This is a genomic window from Acinetobacter boissieri (genome assembly GCF_900096955.1).
Lineage (GTDB): Bacteria > Pseudomonadota > Gammaproteobacteria > Pseudomonadales > Moraxellaceae > Acinetobacter > Acinetobacter boissieri.
In genome coordinates this window covers 147,612-165,203 of sequence record NZ_FMYL01000001.1, presented here as the reverse complement: position 1 = coordinate 165,203, position 17,592 = coordinate 147,612, and the positions used below count along the sequence as shown (strand labels likewise).

Below are 17,592 nucleotides of genomic sequence, written 5' to 3'. Positions count from 1 at the left end.
AAAAGCCAATAGAGATTTTTTTACTGCTTGATGTAAAACACAGAACCTATAATGATCGGACGGTATCCGCTGATATTGTAATCAATAAATACTGTCAAGTTCGACTTTTTTAACATTAAAAAACAGCAAGATTGCTAAAACGATATCAATTTTAACATGATTCATTTTAGTGCATGATTGATTGAATCAATAGAGCGCATTTTAAAAAACTTTAACCCAAAAAAGTGCAAATCTGCTATCTTATAGAAAGTGGCAAGATCGGTGTAAAATCTGCGGTGTTATGCCAAAGTATTAAGCAATAGCACATATTTTTTGTAGAGCAAAAATGCAATTGGTGATAGTTTACATCATTAGATTTACAATATAATGATGTCATGTAAAGGCATTTATAGCAGTACAGAGCTCGTGTGCTGTCGTGATTTGGTTATGCATATGGCAAGAATCAAGGAAAGAATTTACATCTACTGCCCAATAGACTGTTGAGTGTAATGCTTAACCAAATAATTTATTGGTATATGTAAAATTCCCGTACCATTAAATATGGTTAACATGCTAGCAAATGATGAATAAAGCAAGCTACGGTGAAGATGGTGATGCTTTATAAAGCACTATACTTTGTAGTAAGTGAATTAGCCCGTCTAAAATGGATGAAATAGGAAAACGAATATGTCTAAGATTTTTGATTTTGTAAAACCTGGTGTAATCACAGGTGATGACGTTCAAAAAGTATTTGCTGTTGCGAAAGAAAATGCTTTTGCTTTACCTGCAGTAAACTGTGTAGGTACAGACTCAATTAATGCAACACTTGAAGCGGCTGCCAAAGTCAAAGCACCAATTATCATTCAATTTTCAAATGGCGGTGCAACATTCATTGCAGGTAAAGGCTTAAAAACAGATCAACCACACGGTGCTGCAATTCTAGGTGCAATTTCTGGTGCACAACACGTACACCTTATGGCTGAACATTATGGTGTACCTGTTATTTTGCATACTGACCACTGTGCGAAAAAATTATTACCATGGATTGATGGTTTGTTAGATGCAGGTGAGAAACACTTTGCAGCAACAGGAAAACCATTATTTTCTTCACATATGATTGATTTATCAGAAGAATCATTAGAAGAAAATATTGAAATTTGTGCGAAATATTTAGAGCGTATGTCTAAATTAGACATGACACTAGAAATTGAATTGGGTTGTACGGGTGGTGAAGAAGATGGCGTAGATAACAGCCATATGGATGCTTCAGCACTATATACACAGCCTGAAGATGTAGACTATGCTTACCAAAAACTCAATGCAATTAGCCCACGTTTTACGATTGCAGCGTCATTTGGTAACGTACACGGTGTTTACAAACCAGGTAATGTAAAATTAACCCCAACAATTTTACGTGACTCACAAGAATACGTGAGCAAAAAACATAACTTGCCACATAACAGCCTAGATTTTGTATTTCATGGCGGTTCTGGTTCTTCTGCACAAGAAATTGAAGAGTCAATTGGCTATGGCGTGATTAAAATGAACATTGATACAGACACGCAATGGGCAAATTGGCAGGGTGTGCTTGAATTCTACAAAAAGAATGAAGGCTACTTACAAAGCCAATTGGGTAACCCAGAAGGTGCAGACAAGCCAAATAAAAAATACTATGACCCACGTGTTTGGTTACGTGCAGCACAAACGTCAATGGTGACTCGTTTAGAGCAAGCATTTGAAGAGCTAAATAGCGTTGATCGTAATTAATTGATCGCCGAAGAATAAAAAAAAACGAGCCCATGTGGCTCGGTTTTTTATTTCTGATGTAAATGGTTTATTTTGTAGTTGTGTAGGAAAAGATGTGCTCAATTAAAAGAGCCAAAGTAGATTGGTTTAGTCTACCTTGGCCATAGTTTTAATACTTAAATTTGAGTGTAAAGTTAATTTGACGAGGGTTACCTAAGGTGACAATCCGATCTTCATTGTTGGTATTTGCAAAGGTTCCAGCATAATACTGTTTATCGAACATATTACGGATTGAAAGTTGAGCACCCCAATGTAATGCATTATAACCTGCTTCTGTATCAAATAATGCATAGCTTGGTACTTCAATACTGGTATCACCAATCACAGGTTTAGCACTTTCACCACGTACGCCAGCACCAATATACCACCCTTCTTGATCATTGATCGGATAGTAGCGTGCAGATAAACTATAAGTATTGGTTGGTGTATTTTCTAAGCGTTGCCCCACTCTGGCAGGTCGAGTATCTTTACTAATTTTTGCTTCATACATATGGCTAAACGAAGCATTAATACGTAATTGATCTGATAGGTTAGCAGCAAGTTCAGCCTCTATGCCTTTGGTTGTTTGCTCGCCATCTTGAATGTTGAATCTCGTATTCGTTGGATTTGGAACAGTCATATTTTCAAGAGCAAGCTGATACCATGCAAGACTCCCTTGTAAATCTTGACTTTCATTTTGGAATTTAAATCCAGCTTCAAGTTGCTTACCTTTGAGTGGATCAAACGGTTTATTGTTAATGTCTGTTCCTGTAACGGGTAAGAATGACGTTGAGTAACTTGCATATGGCGATACCCAATTATTGATGTTATATAAGACCGATGCACTTCCTGTGAATGCATGGCTATTTTTAGGTGTTACTTTTGATCCTGTTAACAAATTCTCAGTGCTTGTTTTTGACCAATCGTGACGACCTGCTAGACTTATAATGAGATCATCTTTAATAAAAATTTGGTCTCGTAAATAGATGCCTACAAATTGGGTAGTATCAATCTTATTGGTGTTATTGCTTGCACTATTCGCTGCTTTATAGCTTGGTTTATAGTTTCTATTGCTACAGTTGACCGCAGTGCCATAAGTCGGATTGTAAAAATTGAAATCTTCAATTGCACAATCATAACTATTCATTTTTCTTTCATCATGTAAAGCATCAACACCGATAAGTATATGGTGGCTCATATTTTGAAAATCAAACGTACGCTTTAACTGGTTATCTATGGTGTAGATACGATTGTTAGCATCTTGTGCATTTGCAGTGCGTAACATTGATTTATAGTTCGGTTTTGCTCCGCCTGCCCAACGATCTAAGGTCATAAAATTACCAGTATTACTGGCATTTCGTATTGCAAAGTTTTGTTCAAACTGCCAAGCATTGTCAAAGCTGTAGTTGAAGGTATAACCTAAACGATAAACATCTGCTTTGTAAGGCCCTGCTGCAGGTTCACCAATGAATGTATTACGTGGAATTGGCCCATTGGGGTTTGCTTTGAGTGTACCTAAAACAGGTAGTCCTTGTATGCGAGAGTATTCACGGTGTTGATAGCTCGCAATGGTAGACAGTTTGACTTTTTCTCCTAAGTCAAATGTATATGACGGAGAGATAAAAAAGTCTTTAAAATAATGTTTATCAATTTCATCTTTTCGATCAGACACTCGCCCAGCTAAACGAAAGGCACCTTCTTCTTTTTGATAAGGACTATAGTTTAAATCAAACTGAGCTTGTTTTAAGTTGTAACTACCATAAGTCAAGTCAATATTGGCAAAAGTGTTGGCCGTTGGCCTTTTGGTCACTAGGTTAACTAGACCACCAGGCAGTGCTTGGCCAAAGTTAACAGATGCAGGACCTTTAATGACTTGTATTTGCTCTATACCTGATAGGTCGACTGCGACATCAGAGCCCCCAGATGAGGTTAGGTTTGTTTGTCTTAAACCATCAATATATATTTGGTTAGACGCATTTTGCCCACGAATAATAATGTCATCTAGACCACGTCGCCCACGATAACCCGCAGATACGCCGGCAATACCACTCACTGCATCTGGTAATGATGAAGCTTGTTTTTGATTGAGTTGCTCCGCAGTAATCACAGTCACAGATTGCGCTGTTTTAAATAAAGCTGTATCTGATTTTAAGCCAGATACAGCTTTTTTTGCAGCATAGGTTTCTTTAGAATCTACGTTGGACTGAATGGCTAATGTTGGTAGTGTTTCTGTGGTTTTGTCAGTATTTGATGTTGCGTGTAAGTGAGTTGCTGACAAAAGCAAAATTGAGCACACTGACAAGTGTAGTGATTTTTTTTTAAATGTACGCATGGTGTTTTAAGGTTTTTTTAATAATAACGATTTACATTAACATAGTTACATTTTATATAAAATACTATAACAATGCTTTACCAAGTGAAGTAACAAGTAAAAAAACAAATAATCTTTCTCTCTATTTTAAAACTAAATCTTTGTTTTAAATGATTTTATTGAAATTAATTGGCTGGTCATTGTTATTTTTTAAGTATCATTATCTAATTGATTCTCATTAAGAAAATTATTTTATTATTTTTTCTTTAATTGCTCAATTAAATGATAAATATGATTAATATTTAGGCTTTTTTTGGCACGTGTGCATGCAACATACAGTAAACGCAATTCTTCATCACTAATTTTATAGTCATGTGGGTTGACCTTAAACTGATAGTCATCTTCAAGATGGACTCTTTCCCACTCTAAGCCTTTGGCCTTATGTGCTGTAGAAATGACATAGTCTGCTTGTTCAACAGGCGTGATTTGATGTAACGCTTTTTTAAGCGGAGATGTACCATGGTCATCGACTAAGCGTACAAGAGGTTTAATATCACTTCCTTCATTGGTTTCACAGTATTCATGTACATCATTCCATGAGTTAAACCATGCTAACTCGGGTACATCAGTCACACGTTTGCCTTGTTTGAGCATGGTTGCAGCATCAATAAAACGGTTGAGACGAGCATGATCTGCCTGCAGACTGACACGGTCACCATTTAATAACCCAGACAAAAGTAATTCCATTGCTCTTGCATTGGTACGGCACAGAATGGCATCGCGTTTTTTGTGATGTGGTGAATTAATCACCTTAGAGGTTGCGTGAGGGTTGCCTTGTAATGGTACCGTTTCTTTTAAATCACGCAGTAATAAATTGGCAATGTCTGCGATCTCTTGTCCAAAACGAAATGAAGTAGTGAGCCGAGATTCAGGCAACGGCATTTTTTGCATGGCATTGACTGCACCACGCCATGCATAGATTTGTTGGTGCGCATCACCGACATAAATTACTTGACTGTGTTGTTGCTTGAGTAAGATACCCAACATGAGTGGGTCTGCATCTTGTGCTTCATCAAACAAGACATAGTCTGCTGGAATTATGGGTTCAGACAGTGCCCACAACTTTAAGTAAATGTCGTGGCCTATACCTGCTTCATGCTGTGGGTGAATAGATTCAAGCCATCGACGTTCAAAAAATGGATATAAATAGCTTTGTAATGCATCAATATCGTCTTGATGTAACCAATGGGGTGCTTGAATATGCCTTGGTGCAGGATACTGCGAGCTTGTTGCACAAAAGTAACCAACAGCATTACTGATCAAACTTGCCAAACGGCTTGGCATGAGCGTATATCGTTCGTATCTGCCACCCATGAGTCTACGCAGTGTAAGGGGTTCTAAACGATAAGACTTTGCTAAAAAACTTGGGCTTAAACGGGGGAGGCGTAGTTTATCTGTAATAGCACGAGGTACATTACGAAAAGCCAAAGAGTGAAACGTTCTGCTGTCTACTCGGCCTTGAAATCTCTGCTGTGCTTCGCTTGCAATCGTTTTATTAAATGCCAAATACATACCACGTTTTTGTGGTAGTGCATGGCTTATCATTTGTAAAGTGGTGGTTTTACCCGTGCCAGCATATGCCACCACTTTAAAAGATTGGCCTTGGGTTGCCATATCAATGGCATGTGTTTGTTCTGCTGTGGGGCGTATATTTTGTGTCATTAAACGCTACGATTGGCTTTTTCTACAAGACCAGATAGCCCTTGGCGACGTGCAAGTTCATTGAGTACATCTTGTGGATTAATGTCGAAGTAGCCTAAGACAACAAGACTATGAAACCATAAATCTGCTGTTTCATAAATGAGATCATTTTTGTTATCTGCATTGTTTTCACGGGCAAAGTCTTTGGCTGCAATAATGCTTTCAATGGATTCTTCACCTACTTTTTCTAAAATTTTATTGAGCCCTTTTTGGTATAGTTTGGCAACATATGACTGATCTGGGTCGGATTTTTTACGTTCAATCATCATTTTACCTAAGTAGTCAAGTATTTCTACAGACTCTGCAGTGGCTGTAGATGCTGTCATGGCTTCGGTGTGTGGATTATGGCTATGCGCTGTTTGTTGATAAATATCATTCGGGTCTTTAATTTGTGCATCAACAATTTGCCAACCTTGCGGGGTAAGTATGCGGTAAAAACATGACTCACGACCTGTATGGCAAGAAATACCACCATGTTGTTCAATCTGTAGCACAATCACATCTGCATCGCAGTCTAAGCGTATTTCAAACACTGTTTGAAAATGCCCAGACTCCTCTCCTTTGTGCCATAGTTTTTGGCGTGAGCGAGAGAAATAGACGGCTTGTTTTTTTTCTGCTGTCAGCTGTAATGACTCACGGTTCATCCAAGCGACCATTAACACACGGCCAGTTTGATGATGTTGTGCAATGGCAGGAATTAAGCCTTGCGCATTAAATTTCACTTCATCTAGCCATTGTGTATTGTTCATCAGATGTTACCCGTTACATTAAAAGAATATGGTTTTGTGGATAGGTAGTGTACGGCATATTTGCCTTTTTCTAAATGCTTTTGTCGGTTTTGCTCGAGTCTCTATTTTTAATAGGTTCTTTTTATGTATTTTAGTGATAATTAGGATGTATTATATTTTTAATTTGTGACTTATTTATTATTTTATTTTGGTTGGTGTAATATATTGGCATTATTTAGTAGATATTTTTTCTAAATCTTTCTCATCGTATTCATCAGGTTTAAACCCATGACAAAAGCTCTTATTTCACATGTTGCTCAACATATAGATTATAAAATTAATCATCGATTAGATGAAATTAAAAAACGAATCATAGAAAGCACCACGCCGTGTGAAGCAAATAATCAAATTGAATTACTTGAATCACTGACTGAGTTTGAGTTAGGGCAGTTCTTAATTCAACATGAAGGGTTAAATGGGCATTGGACACATGAACTGGTGACTTGGAATAAAAATAATCCCAAACGCGTATTAAAAAATAACCTAGAGCATGCGTTATTCGAGCAAATTCCTGCAACGCTTGCGACTCGACAACGCTTTACTATTTTTCAAAAGCATTTGTTACCGCTCATTACGCCAAATAAAGTTGTTGCATCTATCCCTTCAGGTTATATGTCTGAATTATTACTACTTGAAAATAAAGCATTAAAAAATATTCAAATGATTGGCATAGACTTAGATTCTAATGCACTAGATGGTGCGACTGAACTCGCTATGCAATGCGACTTAAAATCAAATTTAACGCTTATACAAGCAGATGCTTGGGAGTTATCTCACCAAGAGGCATTTGATGTGATTACCAGTAATGGACTCAATATTTATGAACATGATGATGATCGTGTAGTGCAATTATATAAAATTTTTTATCAGGCTTTAAAAGCAAATGGGACACTCATTACAAGTTTTTTAACTCCACCGCCAACTATTTCGCCAATGTCACCATGGAATATGAAAAATATTGATTTGGAATCACTACAGCTACAAAAGCTTATTTTTGTAGATATATTAAAAGTTAAATGGAGTGCATATCGCACAGTAGATACCACGAAACAGCAGCTTACTTCTGCTGGGTTTAAAAATATAGAGATTGTTTATGATGATGCGGGAATGTTTCCAACCGTGATTGCACATAAATAAGATGATCTAATAAAAAATCAGTGCTGATTGGTAGATAAAATCAGCACTGATATATGAATATTATTTGGCTAAACGCCATGCTGCAATAATTGCACTACATGCAATAAGTGGAATAGCAATAAACCATGGCGTGACTAGGGCGAGGCTAATTAAAATCGCCATCATGCTACCAAAAATCCAACTACGTTTTTGTTGAGATTCTAATTGAATCCGTATGTTTTGCAGTTCACGGACTTGTTTGTCTTGCCATTGAGATTGTGTTTTTAAACTGCTCAGGCTTTCTAAAATTAGGTTTGGAATTTCTTGTGCACTGAGCATAAATTCAGGCAGGTGCTGTCGTAAGTGTTTTAAGCTTTTTGTTGGGCTCGTATTGGCTTTAACCCAATCACTTAAAATAGGCTGCGCCAGTTTCCAAATATCAAGCTGTGGATACAATGCTGTACCTAAACCTTCTACATGAATAAGGGTTTTAATCAGTAGCATGAGCTGTGGCGGTATTTCCAAATTAAAACGCCGAGCAATGTCCATGATTTGTAATAGAATTCCCGCAAAATCAAGTTCATTCATGGGTTTGGCAACCATTGGGCCAACTGTACGGCGCATTTCTCTTGCTAAAGCGTCTTGATCGATACTTGGCGGTACCCATGCTGCTTGATAAATAATATGCACCAATTGGTCAAAGTCACTATTCATAACAGCCAATAACATGCGGGCCACGTTCATTTGGTCTTGTTTAGACAGTTCCCCCATAATGGCACAGTCAAGAGCAATATAGCGTGGCTTTTGAGATGCCATGGTCTCCACAAAGATATTGCCAGGGTGCATATCTGCATGAAAAAAATTATCACGTAACACTTGGGTAAAGAAAATTTTCAGTCCATTTTCAGCCAAGCGTTTACGGTCTATATTAAGACGATCAAAAGTGTCTGTGTCTGAAATAGGTACGCCCGTAATACGTTCTGCAACCATTACATCAGTGCTTTCCATATATACTTCAGGCACATACATCATGTCTGAGCCTTTGAAGTACGCACGCATACGCCGAGTATTGTCTGCCTCTAAGGTGAGGTCAAGTTCGTTTAAAATCGTTTGTCTATAATCTTGAATAATCTGGTTGACGTGTAGTGCGCGGGCAGCTTCTAGACGGTTTTCGAAGTGTTTTCCAAGCCAAGTTAAAATTTCAAAGTCTTGTAAAATTTGTTGTTTGATGTCTGGGCGAGTGACTTTAATAATGACTTCTTTACCGTCATGTAAAGCAGCCGTATGCACTTGAGCAATGGATGCTGCAGCCAGTGGTTGTTCATCAAAACGTTGAAATAGTGTATTGATGTCGGCTTTCAGAGAGTTTTGGATACGTGCTTTAACGGTATGTACATCAAAAGGTTTAACACGGTCTTGCAAAATAATCAGTTGGTTAAGAATTTCTGGTGGAATTAGATCTCGCCGTGTAGATAACAGTTGGCCAAGTTTAATGGCTAAAGGCCCCATATCTTCAAGGGCTTGTTTGAGTCTTTCAGGGTTTTTATATTGCTTGCTTGACCATGCTGCAGGGTGTAATGCGATTATTTTGACCAGTGGTTTGACTTTAACGGGTAGGTCATCCTTGGCAATGAGTGTGTCTAGACGATAGTGAGCAGCAATGCGCCAAAGTTCGAGTAGCCGTGAAATATGCGGGATCATAGTGCCAAGTGCCTGTCTTTACAAAGTCTTGTCTGTAGTAGACATGCTAAAAGTTGCTTTAGCATGTCTTTTTAGATGAAATATAAGAAAATTTTACAGTTTAAAGCCACGATGCACAGCAACAATACCACCTGTGAGGTTGTGGTAGTCACAGTCTTTGAATTGTGCATGTTCCATCATTTGTTTGAGTGTACGTTGATCTGGGTGCATACGTATAGATTCAGCGAGGTACTTATAACTCTCTGAGTCATTCGCTACAATTTTACCGATGAGTGGCAATGCAGTAAATGAGTATAAGTCATAGAGTTTTGAAAACGGTTCAAATACGGGTTTTGAAAACTCTAAAATAAGTAATCTACCCCCTGGTTTAAGTACACGGTACATGGCTTCGAGGGCTGCATCTTTGTCTGTGACGTTACGTAAACCAAAACTAATGGTGACCAAGTCAAAGCTATTGTCTGCAAAAGGTTCGAGTGATTCTGCATTCGCAAGAATAAACTCCATATTTTTACATTTTGCTTGCAGGCGGTTTTGTCCAACTTTGAGCATAGATGCATTAATGTCAGATAACACAACACGGCCATTGGCACCGACTTCTTTACTAAATACTTTAGCAAGATCGCCTGTACCACCTGCAATATCAAGCACGTGTTGACCTTGGCGTACACCTGACATTTGTATGGCGAAGCGTTTCCATAAACGGTGTATACCAAACGACATCAGATCATTCATGAGGTCATATTTTTGTGCAACAGAATGAAACACATGTGCGACTTTTTGTTCTTTTTCAGCAGTATTTACTGTTGTAAAACCGAAGTGTGTGGTTTCACCAACATGTTCGGTACGTGTCGCCCCGGTAGGAAGCGTATAGTGTGGTGTTTCTTCGCCAATGCGCTGACTTTGTCCCTGTGGTGTACCTTTGGGTAATGGTTCGGTTAAAAAAGGGCTTGTTGTGTCTTGAGATGCCGTATTTTGAGCTGTTTTAGGCATTTGGTTTTCATTTGACATGGAATTTCTCCTAACCACCAAAGAAAGAATCATTTTAAAAGGCTGACATGATGACAGTATTTTACATTTTTTGCAGTGTATTCTGCACAAGTCAGCGCATAATATCTGTAAAAGTAAGTAATTACTGTTTTTTTCAATGATTTAGTCAGCTTGAATTTGAAATGGACGCGCTTTTCCTTGCTGTATATGTGTTAAGACTTGGCGCTCTTGGGTTGTAAATTTTTTTACAAAATCGGTTGCTGAACTCATGGGTTTAAGTGCACTGAATCCTTCAGCAATAAAGTCATATGCTGTATGAAATTGATGCTTATATGCCAATGGCTTAGCAATTTTAAATGCAACATGTAGCATGCGAGAGCGTAAATATTGGTCTAAGTATTGACCCAATTGATCGGTCATATCTAGTTGTTGTTGCCGTTTGGCATGTTGGTTAAGTTCTTTGTAGCATGACTCAATCATCTCATCTGAAATGATAAGTTTAGCAGGGTAGTGGTGTAGTAGTGCTTGTGCGATTTGTTCATCGAGTTCTACTGCTAAAATAGCTAAACTAATGGCATGTGTACCTGTTTGTATGGCTGTACCGGGAATAATGGCTTCTACTTTGTGTGCATGTTGAATAAGACGTTCAATTTGTGCCGCGAGTGCATCGAAATCAGGACTGCCATAGAGGCGAGTAACAAAATAGCTCGCCATTCGTTGATTTTTAGGTTGGCTAAATAAGTTTTGATGTGTCTGCTGTAGCCTTAATTTTTGCCATTGTTGTACATCGGTTAATCTTTGCTTTAATGCACTTTTTTGGTGGTATTTTAGCTGGTGATAACGTTGAACCAATTCATCTAATATGCTTAGTTTTGACATCGAAAAATTATTCTAGATATAGATAAGATATATGTATCATAAAAGATAAGTCATGCAAACAATATGACCGGATGGTAAACGTTTGTACTGCTTTGAATCGTATGTTGTTGATATCTAGGGCTAGGGAGCGTCACTTTGGGAAAAATACACAAAAAACAAATCTCTTTTGAGCTCATTAAAGCACAGCGTGCTTTACAAAGTTATGAGGGTACATCACAGGGTCGAAGTCTTTTAATTTTAGTCTCAGGCGTGGCTTTTTCCGAAAAAGTGACGGCTGTAAAGCAACTAAGAACGTTGTTAGACCCGCATGGTTTATCAATTGTGGCGAATCAGGTGAAACACTTAAATGCGGACGTGCCATTTTGGCAACAGTATGTGGAAAAAATACCTCAAGAAGGTGAAATTGTTGTTTTATTAGGGCATTGGTATGATCAATTATTGGCTTCATCTGTACATGACCAGATGAAGCCTAGTGAGTTTCAACAGGCATTGCAACACATGCTAGATTTTGAAACATATTTAAAAAACCAACGTGTTGACGTGATGCATTTTTGGTTTGATGTGTCTTGGTCTCAGCTGAAAAAAAGATCTTTAGCAATAGATCCACTGGCTTTAGAAATTCAACAACACTATGGTGTAGATTGGCTGAGTAAAAAACAATATCAAAAAGCTCAGCAATTACGTCAGTTATTCACTCAAAATTGGATACACGTAACGGCTGATGATCCAGCACCTGCTTTAAGTTTTGCGCAACATATTTTATATACATGTCAACACAGTGGTTTGCCACAGCATCATACGTCTCATTTTGAATCTGTGGCTGTGTCACCACGCTTGAATGTGACTCAGCAAGCACCATTAGATCGTGAGCAGTATGAGCAAACACGCTTAAAACTGACTGAGCAGTTTTCTACTTTACTTAAACAACAACAACGCCGTGTAGTTTTAGTCTTTGAAGGCATGGACGCTGCAGGAAAAGGTGGTGCGATTGAGCGAGTGATTGAGGGTTTAGACCCTTTAGAATATGGTATTCACTCTGTGGCAGCACCAAAAAAACATGAGTTACAACGTCCTTATTTGTGGCGCTTTTGGCGCAATTTAAATCAAAAAAAGCTAACGATTTTTGATCGTTCTTGGTACGGTCGAGTATTGGTTGAGCGAGTAGAGCAAATTACGCCTGTTGCTTTATGGCAAAAAGGGTATGAAGAAATTAATCAGTTTGAGCAAGATTTAGTACAACATAATACATTGGTAGTAAAATTTTGGTTGGCTATAGATATAAAAGAACAAGGGAAACGCTTTAAGTCACGTGCATCTACTCCAAGTAAGCAGTTTAAAATTACTGCTGAAGATTGGAGAAATCGGGAAAAATGGACAGATTATTTGCAAGCGGCTTCAGATATGTTGGCATATACAGATCATACTCATGCGCCATGGTATGTCATTGCAACGAATGATAAACGCCGTGCTCGCCTTGAAGTGTTACGTGCTTTAATAGAACAGATGACCACTACAGCAGAGGAGCTGTAGTGGTACATTTTTAACCGTGTACAGTGGTGTCTTCGTGTACTGTATTTTCTTGTTGTTTAGTTTGAATGCTTTTTGCCAGTTTATAGCTGTCTTCAATATGTGATTCAGCAATCTTTTTAAACACAATGTAGCCTAGACTCGCTGCAATAATTTGCCCACCCAATGGAATAAATTTGGTCACTTGTTTGGTCAGCATACGGCTTACAAAACCATTAATTGATTTTTTTACCCCAGTACGTGCGACCATTAAACCTGAAAATTCAATACCGCGTTTTTTGAGTTCATCCCAATGAATTTCTTTGGTTTTTGGGTTAAAAACGGTGGTGTAGTTTTTAGATAGTCCAAAGCTTTGATTAATTTGTGGAATGAGTGCAGTGAGAATACCAACATCAATCATGACATCAAAAAAAGGAATGGGGATAATGGCTGCCCCTGCTGAAATATAAGCTCGCTTCTTAATCAGCTCAAGTGCATCTGCTTTAGCTTGTTCTAGGTTTAATTGAGGGTCAATAAACTCGGGTACATTTTCAATTTTCATTTGACGATCCCTTAGATATTTTTGTTAGCGATAAAAATAGAGTGCTTATGCTACTGATTTTAAATGACTCTAGCAGATAGACAATAGAAAAATACATAAACATACAAAGATGTAAGGCTATGTCGGTAAGTTAGGCTGCAGTATCTCAACAATGACAATTTATTCTGAGGTAGTTATTCTAATGAGTAGATGTAGTTAATATCGATGAGCTGAAAAAAATAGATTAAAATAACGAAAATGTAATTTTTAAGTCACCTAAATGTATCTCTTATTTTAGATAATCATATTTACACGCAAATCATCTTTTATGATTTGATGTAATAAAACGATATATCATTGAATAAGGGTTCACATATGACAAAGTCTAACAAAGTATTTTCTCGACTAAAAAGTGTAGTGTTGGGTGCAGTCATTTTTGCATCTGCAAATAGTGTGTTTGCTCATATTCAATTAGAAAGTGCAACCCCCGCAATTAATGCATCGGTGACAACAGCACCTAGCAATATTACTTTGAATTTTGCTGATGAAGTGATGTTGATGGGTGTAAAAGTGGTAGATAGCCAGAAAAACAGTATACCCGTGGGCTACACTATGGATCATGCTACAAAAAAATCTTTTGATATTCCTGTAAGTGGGCTCACGCAAGGAAAATATATGGTGGGCTGGTCTGCTATGGGTAAAGATGGGCACTCAATGAAAGGGACTTATATTTTTACTATTGAGAGCAAATAAGATGATTTAGGGACTAATTGGATATGCGTTTGTCTGATGAATGATGGAGAGGTTCAAAGGTTAAATGTCTTGTAAATGGATCATTATATGATGTTTCTTGTCGCAAAGCCTGTGATTGATATTGTATGGATGTCATTTATTTTTGATTAATACAAGACATTTAACCACTTGATATTTGATTGGTATTAAATACATAGAAGTTGAGCGACCAAATGGAGTTAGAGTATTGGGCGTATGCGAACTGGATAACAAAGGTCGCTTTGTATTTTAGTATTGCATGTATTGTTGGTGGTTCATTTTTTTATTTTCTTTTTTACAGCCATGTAGATCTTCAAAAAAAATTATTAAATTACATTTGCCTTGGTGTGGGATTTGGTCTTTTTGCGAGTGTACTTGGTTTTGGTCTTTTGATTGGTAGCTTGGCAGATAGTGGTATTTTAGGAATGTTTAATACTGACTATTTAAAAATGATCTTGAATACAGCAACAGGTATAGCACATATTTTACGTATTGTATCTTTTGCATTATTAATAGGATTGATAGCCATAATTTTAATCCAAGATACAATCCAACTGAGTATGTGGAACAAAACAGGTTTTTCTGTTTTGGTTATCTCAATTGTATATAGTTTTTCACAACTTGGCCATGTTACAAACTTATCTATATTTCCTCAAATATTATTGTCAATACATGTTCTTATGATGTCTTTGTGGTTGGGTTCACTATACCCGTTATATATAGCAACACGTAAAATTTCTGGGTTTGAATTAAAACAAAGGGTGCATCTATTTGGCCAAATAGCATCTTTTATGATGGTCATGTTACTTTTGTGCGGTGTAACTGTTGCATTACTCTTAATTAAAGACCTTGATGTATTATTACATACCGAATACGGTGTTGGATTTATTGTGAAAATAGGCTTTGTGATGGCGATGTTATTACTTGCCGCATTGAATAAGTGGTATTTAACACCAAAATTGCAAGCACCTACATTTGCTAAAAAATTAACCTATGTACTTGTTGTTGAAATGTTCATTGGATTAAGTGTTATCTCAACCACAGGCTACATTACCACGGTAGTGGGGTTGGAGTAGATGTTTGAGATTATACAGTTTGATCGTTTATTAGCTCGAAAGTAATGGTAAAAATGATTTCATCATTACATGACTTTACGTCAATCTTTGCACCATGTAAGTTTAAAATAGATTGAGTAATGGCTAACCCTAATCCTGTACCATCTTCCATGCGTTGTCGTGATGTATCGGTTCGATAAAAGCGATCAAAAAGCCGAGAGAGTTGCTCTTGAGAGAGTATTGGCCCTTTATTTTTTATGGAAAAAATGGTTTTGTGCTCAATTGTTTGACATTGTGTTTCAATCATTGATTGTGCTTGACCATATTTAATCGCATTTGAAAATAGATTACTCAATGCACGGCGCAGTAGCGTTGGGTTAGCACAAATCGTTGCTGATCCAATATGATGAAAAGCCATATTTTTTTCAGTTGCAACCGCATCATAAAAGTCAATTAACGTCTGTATTTCATGTTCAAGATGAATTTGCTGTAGTTGAGTTAAGTGTAACCCATGTTCTGTTTTTGCAAGAAATAACATATCTGAAATCATACGTGATAAATGTTCTAATTCCTCTAAGTTTGAAAATAATACTTCTTTATAGTCATGGACTTGACGAGGGCGTGATAAGCAGACTTGAGTTTGTGTCATTAAGTTATTCAATGGCGTACGAATTTCATGTGCTAAGTCGGAAGAGAAATCTGACAGTTTGGCTAAAGCCTTTTCTAAGCGATCGAGCATGTCATTAAACGCAATAGCGAGTGGTTGAAGCTCTAAGGGAATACGATGAGTAGCTAAACGTTCCGATAAATGTTGTGCCGAGATGCCTTCAGCAACTTGTGCCATTTTTTGGATTGGCCGTAATCCTCGCCATGCAGCAAACCAACCAAAAAATATAATAAATGCCGTACCTCCTAGACCAATATATAAAAGTTGATTTCTAAAATTATTTAAAAAATGTAAATGTTCTGATGTATCAATGCCAACAATAATTTGTATGGGCTGAGCGTTATATTGCTGTTCAGACACTAAACCATGATAGGTCGTATGTTGATTTTTCCAGTTAAGCCAATGGTCAGCGGTCGCTGTTTTTATGATTTGATTTTTATTGATGTATTGTGAAGTAGATTGAAAAATAATATGACCCATCGGCTGTTCAATTTGTACAACTAAATCATGATGTCCAACAAGGGCATCAGTTAAAGAGGAATGTAATTGGTTTGGGCTTAGGTTGTCTTGTTTTAAAATATGTTGTATGAGTTGAATCTTTCCTTCAATTTGGGCACGATCTTGCATGGCAAAGTGGTGAGTAACTAATTGATGAATAACAAAGCCCATAATCAGTAAAATAATTGCCGTACATAGCGAAAAAATGAGTGCAATTTTTAAGCTAATCGTATTGAAAATTTTAATCATTATTGATCTCTAACACATAGCCCATACCTCGTATATTTTGAATGAGTTTAGGACTAAAGCCATTATCGACCTTATTTCTGAGGCGTTTAATGGCAACCTCAACTACATTGGTATCACTGTCAAAATTCATATCCCATATTTGTGATGCAATGAGGGTTCTAGGTAAAATTTCACCTTGTCTACGCATGAAGAGCTCCATGAGTGCAAACTCTTTTGCAGTCAGGTCAATACGTTGTCCTGAGCGTGTTACACGGCGCTTAATGAGGTCGAGTTCAAGGTCAGCAATACAAATATTGTTTTCCTCACGTTGTTGTCCTCTGCGCAGTAGGCTTTTAATTCTCGCCAGTAATTCTGCAAAAGCAAATGGTTTAACCAAATAATCGTCTGCACCTAAGTCTAGCCCTTTGACTCGATTTTCTATTTGATCTTTTGCTGTTAAAAATAAAATTGGCATGGTTTTGCCATGTTTTCGAATGGCTTGAATGACTTGCCAGCCATCGAGTTGAGGAAGCATGACATCTAAAATAATCAGATCGTATTCTTCGCAAAGTGCTTGGTGTTGTGCGCTGAGACCATCTTTGACCCAGTCTGTAATATAGCCTGCTTCAGACAACCCTTGAGTGAGGTAATCTCCGGTTTTAGCTTCATCTTCAGCCAATAATATTTTCATGCGATATCTCTCAAGTTGAGCTAATGAAGGGTCTTATGATAGCGAAATACACGTAAAAAAAGTGTTGTATGACAAAGATGTCATTTTCTTGTCACTTAGATGTTGGGGCAGTTCTTTTACTGTAATGCTAGACGCCAAAATCTGATATTCAAGAGGATGGATACCATGGTGAAAGACCATTCAATGTCGAATACAGTAACAACCTCAATCGTAGTTATATCATTATCGTTAGGCAAAGCGTAGATAGATACTTTTCAACGACATACGTGAGAGAAACTAAAGTAAGTCTTATTTTTTTTGAATAGGTACTAATTAAATAAAGAAGGTC

General features: G+C 37.4%; 14 protein-coding genes. 5 read left to right on the top strand and 9 right to left on the bottom strand.

Translation table 11 applies throughout. The annotated features are described in order from the left end of the window. The first annotated feature begins 666 nt into the window (after positions 1–666). Positions 667–1,746, top strand: coding sequence for a class II fructose-bisphosphate aldolase (gene fbaA / locus BLS38_RS00760; protein WP_092746426.1), 1,080 nt, complete (start codon positions 667–669; stop codon positions 1,744–1,746). Positions 1,747–1,894: 148 nt separating this feature from the next. Here fbaA and BLS38_RS00755 read toward each other — a convergent pair whose 3' ends face one another. The 3 genes from BLS38_RS00755 to hisIE all read right to left on the bottom strand — a co-directional run bounded on the left by BLS38_RS00755 (position 1,895) and on the right by hisIE (position 6,585). Next, positions 1,895–4,096, bottom strand: coding sequence for a TonB-dependent siderophore receptor (locus tag BLS38_RS00755; RefSeq protein WP_092746425.1), 2,202 nt, complete (start codon positions 4,094–4,096; stop codon positions 1,895–1,897). A gap of 234 nt (positions 4,097–4,330) precedes the next feature. Then, positions 4,331–5,797, bottom strand: a complete 1,467-nt coding sequence (locus BLS38_RS00750; protein WP_092746424.1) for a UvrD-helicase domain-containing protein — start codon at positions 5,795–5,797, stop codon at positions 4,331–4,333. Next, positions 5,797–6,585 (bottom strand): bifunctional phosphoribosyl-AMP cyclohydrolase/phosphoribosyl-ATP diphosphatase HisIE, encoded by a 789-nt coding sequence (hisIE, locus tag BLS38_RS00745; RefSeq protein ID WP_092746423.1) that lies wholly within the window; start codon positions 6,583–6,585, stop codon positions 5,797–5,799. The genes BLS38_RS00750 and hisIE overlap by 1 nt, the downstream gene beginning before the upstream one ends. A gap of 267 nt (positions 6,586–6,852) precedes the next feature. Here hisIE and BLS38_RS00740 point away from each other — a divergent pair, with 267 nt between their 5' ends. Then, positions 6,853–7,761, top strand: coding sequence for a class I SAM-dependent methyltransferase (locus tag BLS38_RS00740; protein WP_092746422.1), 909 nt, complete (start codon positions 6,853–6,855; stop codon positions 7,759–7,761). Positions 7,762–7,821: 60 nt separating this feature from the next. Here BLS38_RS00740 and BLS38_RS00735 read toward each other — a convergent pair whose 3' ends face one another. The 3 genes from BLS38_RS00735 to BLS38_RS00725 form a co-directional block, all read right to left on the bottom strand. Beyond that, positions 7,822–9,441 carry an ABC1 kinase family protein gene (locus tag BLS38_RS00735; RefSeq protein ID WP_092746421.1) on the bottom strand — a complete coding sequence of 540 codons (1,620 nt, stop codon included), beginning with the start codon at positions 9,439–9,441 and terminating at the stop codon, positions 7,822–7,824. A gap of 93 nt (positions 9,442–9,534) precedes the next feature. Beyond that, positions 9,535–10,449, bottom strand: coding sequence for a bifunctional demethylmenaquinone methyltransferase/2-methoxy-6-polyprenyl-1,4-benzoquinol methylase UbiE (gene ubiE, locus BLS38_RS00730; RefSeq protein WP_092746420.1), 915 nt, complete (start codon positions 10,447–10,449; stop codon positions 9,535–9,537). 141 nt (positions 10,450–10,590) lie between these two features. Then, positions 10,591–11,307 (bottom strand): DUF8198 family protein, encoded by a 717-nt coding sequence (locus tag BLS38_RS00725; protein WP_092746419.1) that lies wholly within the window; start codon positions 11,305–11,307, stop codon positions 10,591–10,593. Between the two features lie 135 nt (positions 11,308–11,442). Between BLS38_RS00725 and BLS38_RS00720 the strand changes: the two genes are divergently transcribed. Beyond that, entirely contained in the window at positions 11,443–12,837 is a 1,395-nt protein-coding gene (locus tag BLS38_RS00720; RefSeq protein WP_092746418.1) for a hypothetical protein, read from the top strand. A gap of 10 nt (positions 12,838–12,847) precedes the next feature. Here the strand turns inward: BLS38_RS00720 and BLS38_RS00715 are convergent, their stop codons facing one another. Next, positions 12,848–13,375 carry a hypothetical protein gene (locus BLS38_RS00715; RefSeq protein ID WP_092746417.1) on the bottom strand — a complete coding sequence of 176 codons (528 nt, stop codon included), beginning with the start codon at positions 13,373–13,375 and terminating at the stop codon, positions 12,848–12,850. A 354-nt stretch (positions 13,376–13,729) separates the two neighbouring features. Between BLS38_RS00715 and BLS38_RS00710 the strand changes: the two genes are divergently transcribed. Both BLS38_RS00710 and BLS38_RS00705 read left to right on the top strand, forming a co-directional pair. Further along, the gene (locus BLS38_RS00710; protein WP_092746416.1) at positions 13,730–14,107 is read left to right on the top strand and encodes a copper resistance CopC family protein; all 378 of its coding nucleotides are present in this window, start codon (positions 13,730–13,732) and stop codon (positions 14,105–14,107) included. 212 nt (positions 14,108–14,319) lie between these two features. Continuing rightward, on the top strand, positions 14,320–15,201 hold the full coding sequence (locus BLS38_RS00705) for a copper resistance D family protein (protein ID WP_092746415.1): 882 nt from the start codon (positions 14,320–14,322) through the stop codon (positions 15,199–15,201). 10 nt (positions 15,202–15,211) lie between these two features. On the opposite strand, the gene BLS38_RS00700 is transcribed toward BLS38_RS00705, so the two are convergent. Together BLS38_RS00700 and BLS38_RS00695 are read right to left on the bottom strand one after the other, a co-directional pair. Then, the gene (locus BLS38_RS00700) at positions 15,212–16,594 is read right to left on the bottom strand and encodes a heavy metal sensor histidine kinase (RefSeq protein ID WP_425283435.1); all 1,383 of its coding nucleotides are present in this window, start codon (positions 16,592–16,594) and stop codon (positions 15,212–15,214) included. After that, a complete protein-coding gene (locus BLS38_RS00695) occupies positions 16,587–17,264 on the bottom strand; it encodes a heavy metal response regulator transcription factor (RefSeq protein WP_092746413.1) in 678 nt (225 codons plus the stop codon). The genes BLS38_RS00700 and BLS38_RS00695 overlap by 8 nt, the downstream gene beginning before the upstream one ends. Positions 17,265–17,592 lie beyond the last annotated feature (328 nt).

Bases quoted from the DNA above. Each gene is read 5' to 3' on its own strand.
- fbaA (WP_092746426.1), top strand. From the start codon at position 667: ATGTCTAAGATTTTTGATTTTGTAAAACCTGGTGTAATCACAGGTGAT.
- BLS38_RS00755 (WP_092746425.1), bottom strand. From the start codon at position 4,096: ATGCGTACATTTAAAAAAAAATCACTACACTTGTCAGTGTGCTCAATT.
- BLS38_RS00750 (WP_092746424.1), bottom strand. From the start codon at position 5,797: ATGACACAAAATATACGCCCCACAGCAGAACAAACACATGCCATTGAT.
- hisIE (WP_092746423.1), bottom strand. From the start codon at position 6,585: ATGAACAATACACAATGGCTAGATGAAGTGAAATTTAATGCGCAAGGC.
- BLS38_RS00740 (WP_092746422.1), top strand. From the start codon at position 6,853: ATGACAAAAGCTCTTATTTCACATGTTGCTCAACATATAGATTATAAA.
- BLS38_RS00735 (WP_092746421.1), bottom strand. From the start codon at position 9,441: ATGATCCCGCATATTTCACGGCTACTCGAACTTTGGCGCATTGCTGCT.
- ubiE (WP_092746420.1), bottom strand. From the start codon at position 10,449: ATGTCAAATGAAAACCAAATGCCTAAAACAGCTCAAAATACGGCATCT.
- BLS38_RS00725 (WP_092746419.1), bottom strand. From the start codon at position 11,307: ATGTCAAAACTAAGCATATTAGATGAATTGGTTCAACGTTATCACCAG.
- BLS38_RS00715 (WP_092746417.1), bottom strand. From the start codon at position 13,375: ATGAAAATTGAAAATGTACCCGAGTTTATTGACCCTCAATTAAACCTA.
- BLS38_RS00710 (WP_092746416.1), top strand. From the start codon at position 13,730: ATGACAAAGTCTAACAAAGTATTTTCTCGACTAAAAAGTGTAGTGTTG.
- BLS38_RS00705 (WP_092746415.1), top strand. From the start codon at position 14,320: ATGGAGTTAGAGTATTGGGCGTATGCGAACTGGATAACAAAGGTCGCT.
- BLS38_RS00700 (WP_425283435.1), bottom strand. From the start codon at position 16,594: ATGATTAAAATTTTCAATACGATTAGCTTAAAAATTGCACTCATTTTT.
- BLS38_RS00695 (WP_092746413.1), bottom strand. From the start codon at position 17,264: ATGAAAATATTATTGGCTGAAGATGAAGCTAAAACCGGAGATTACCTC.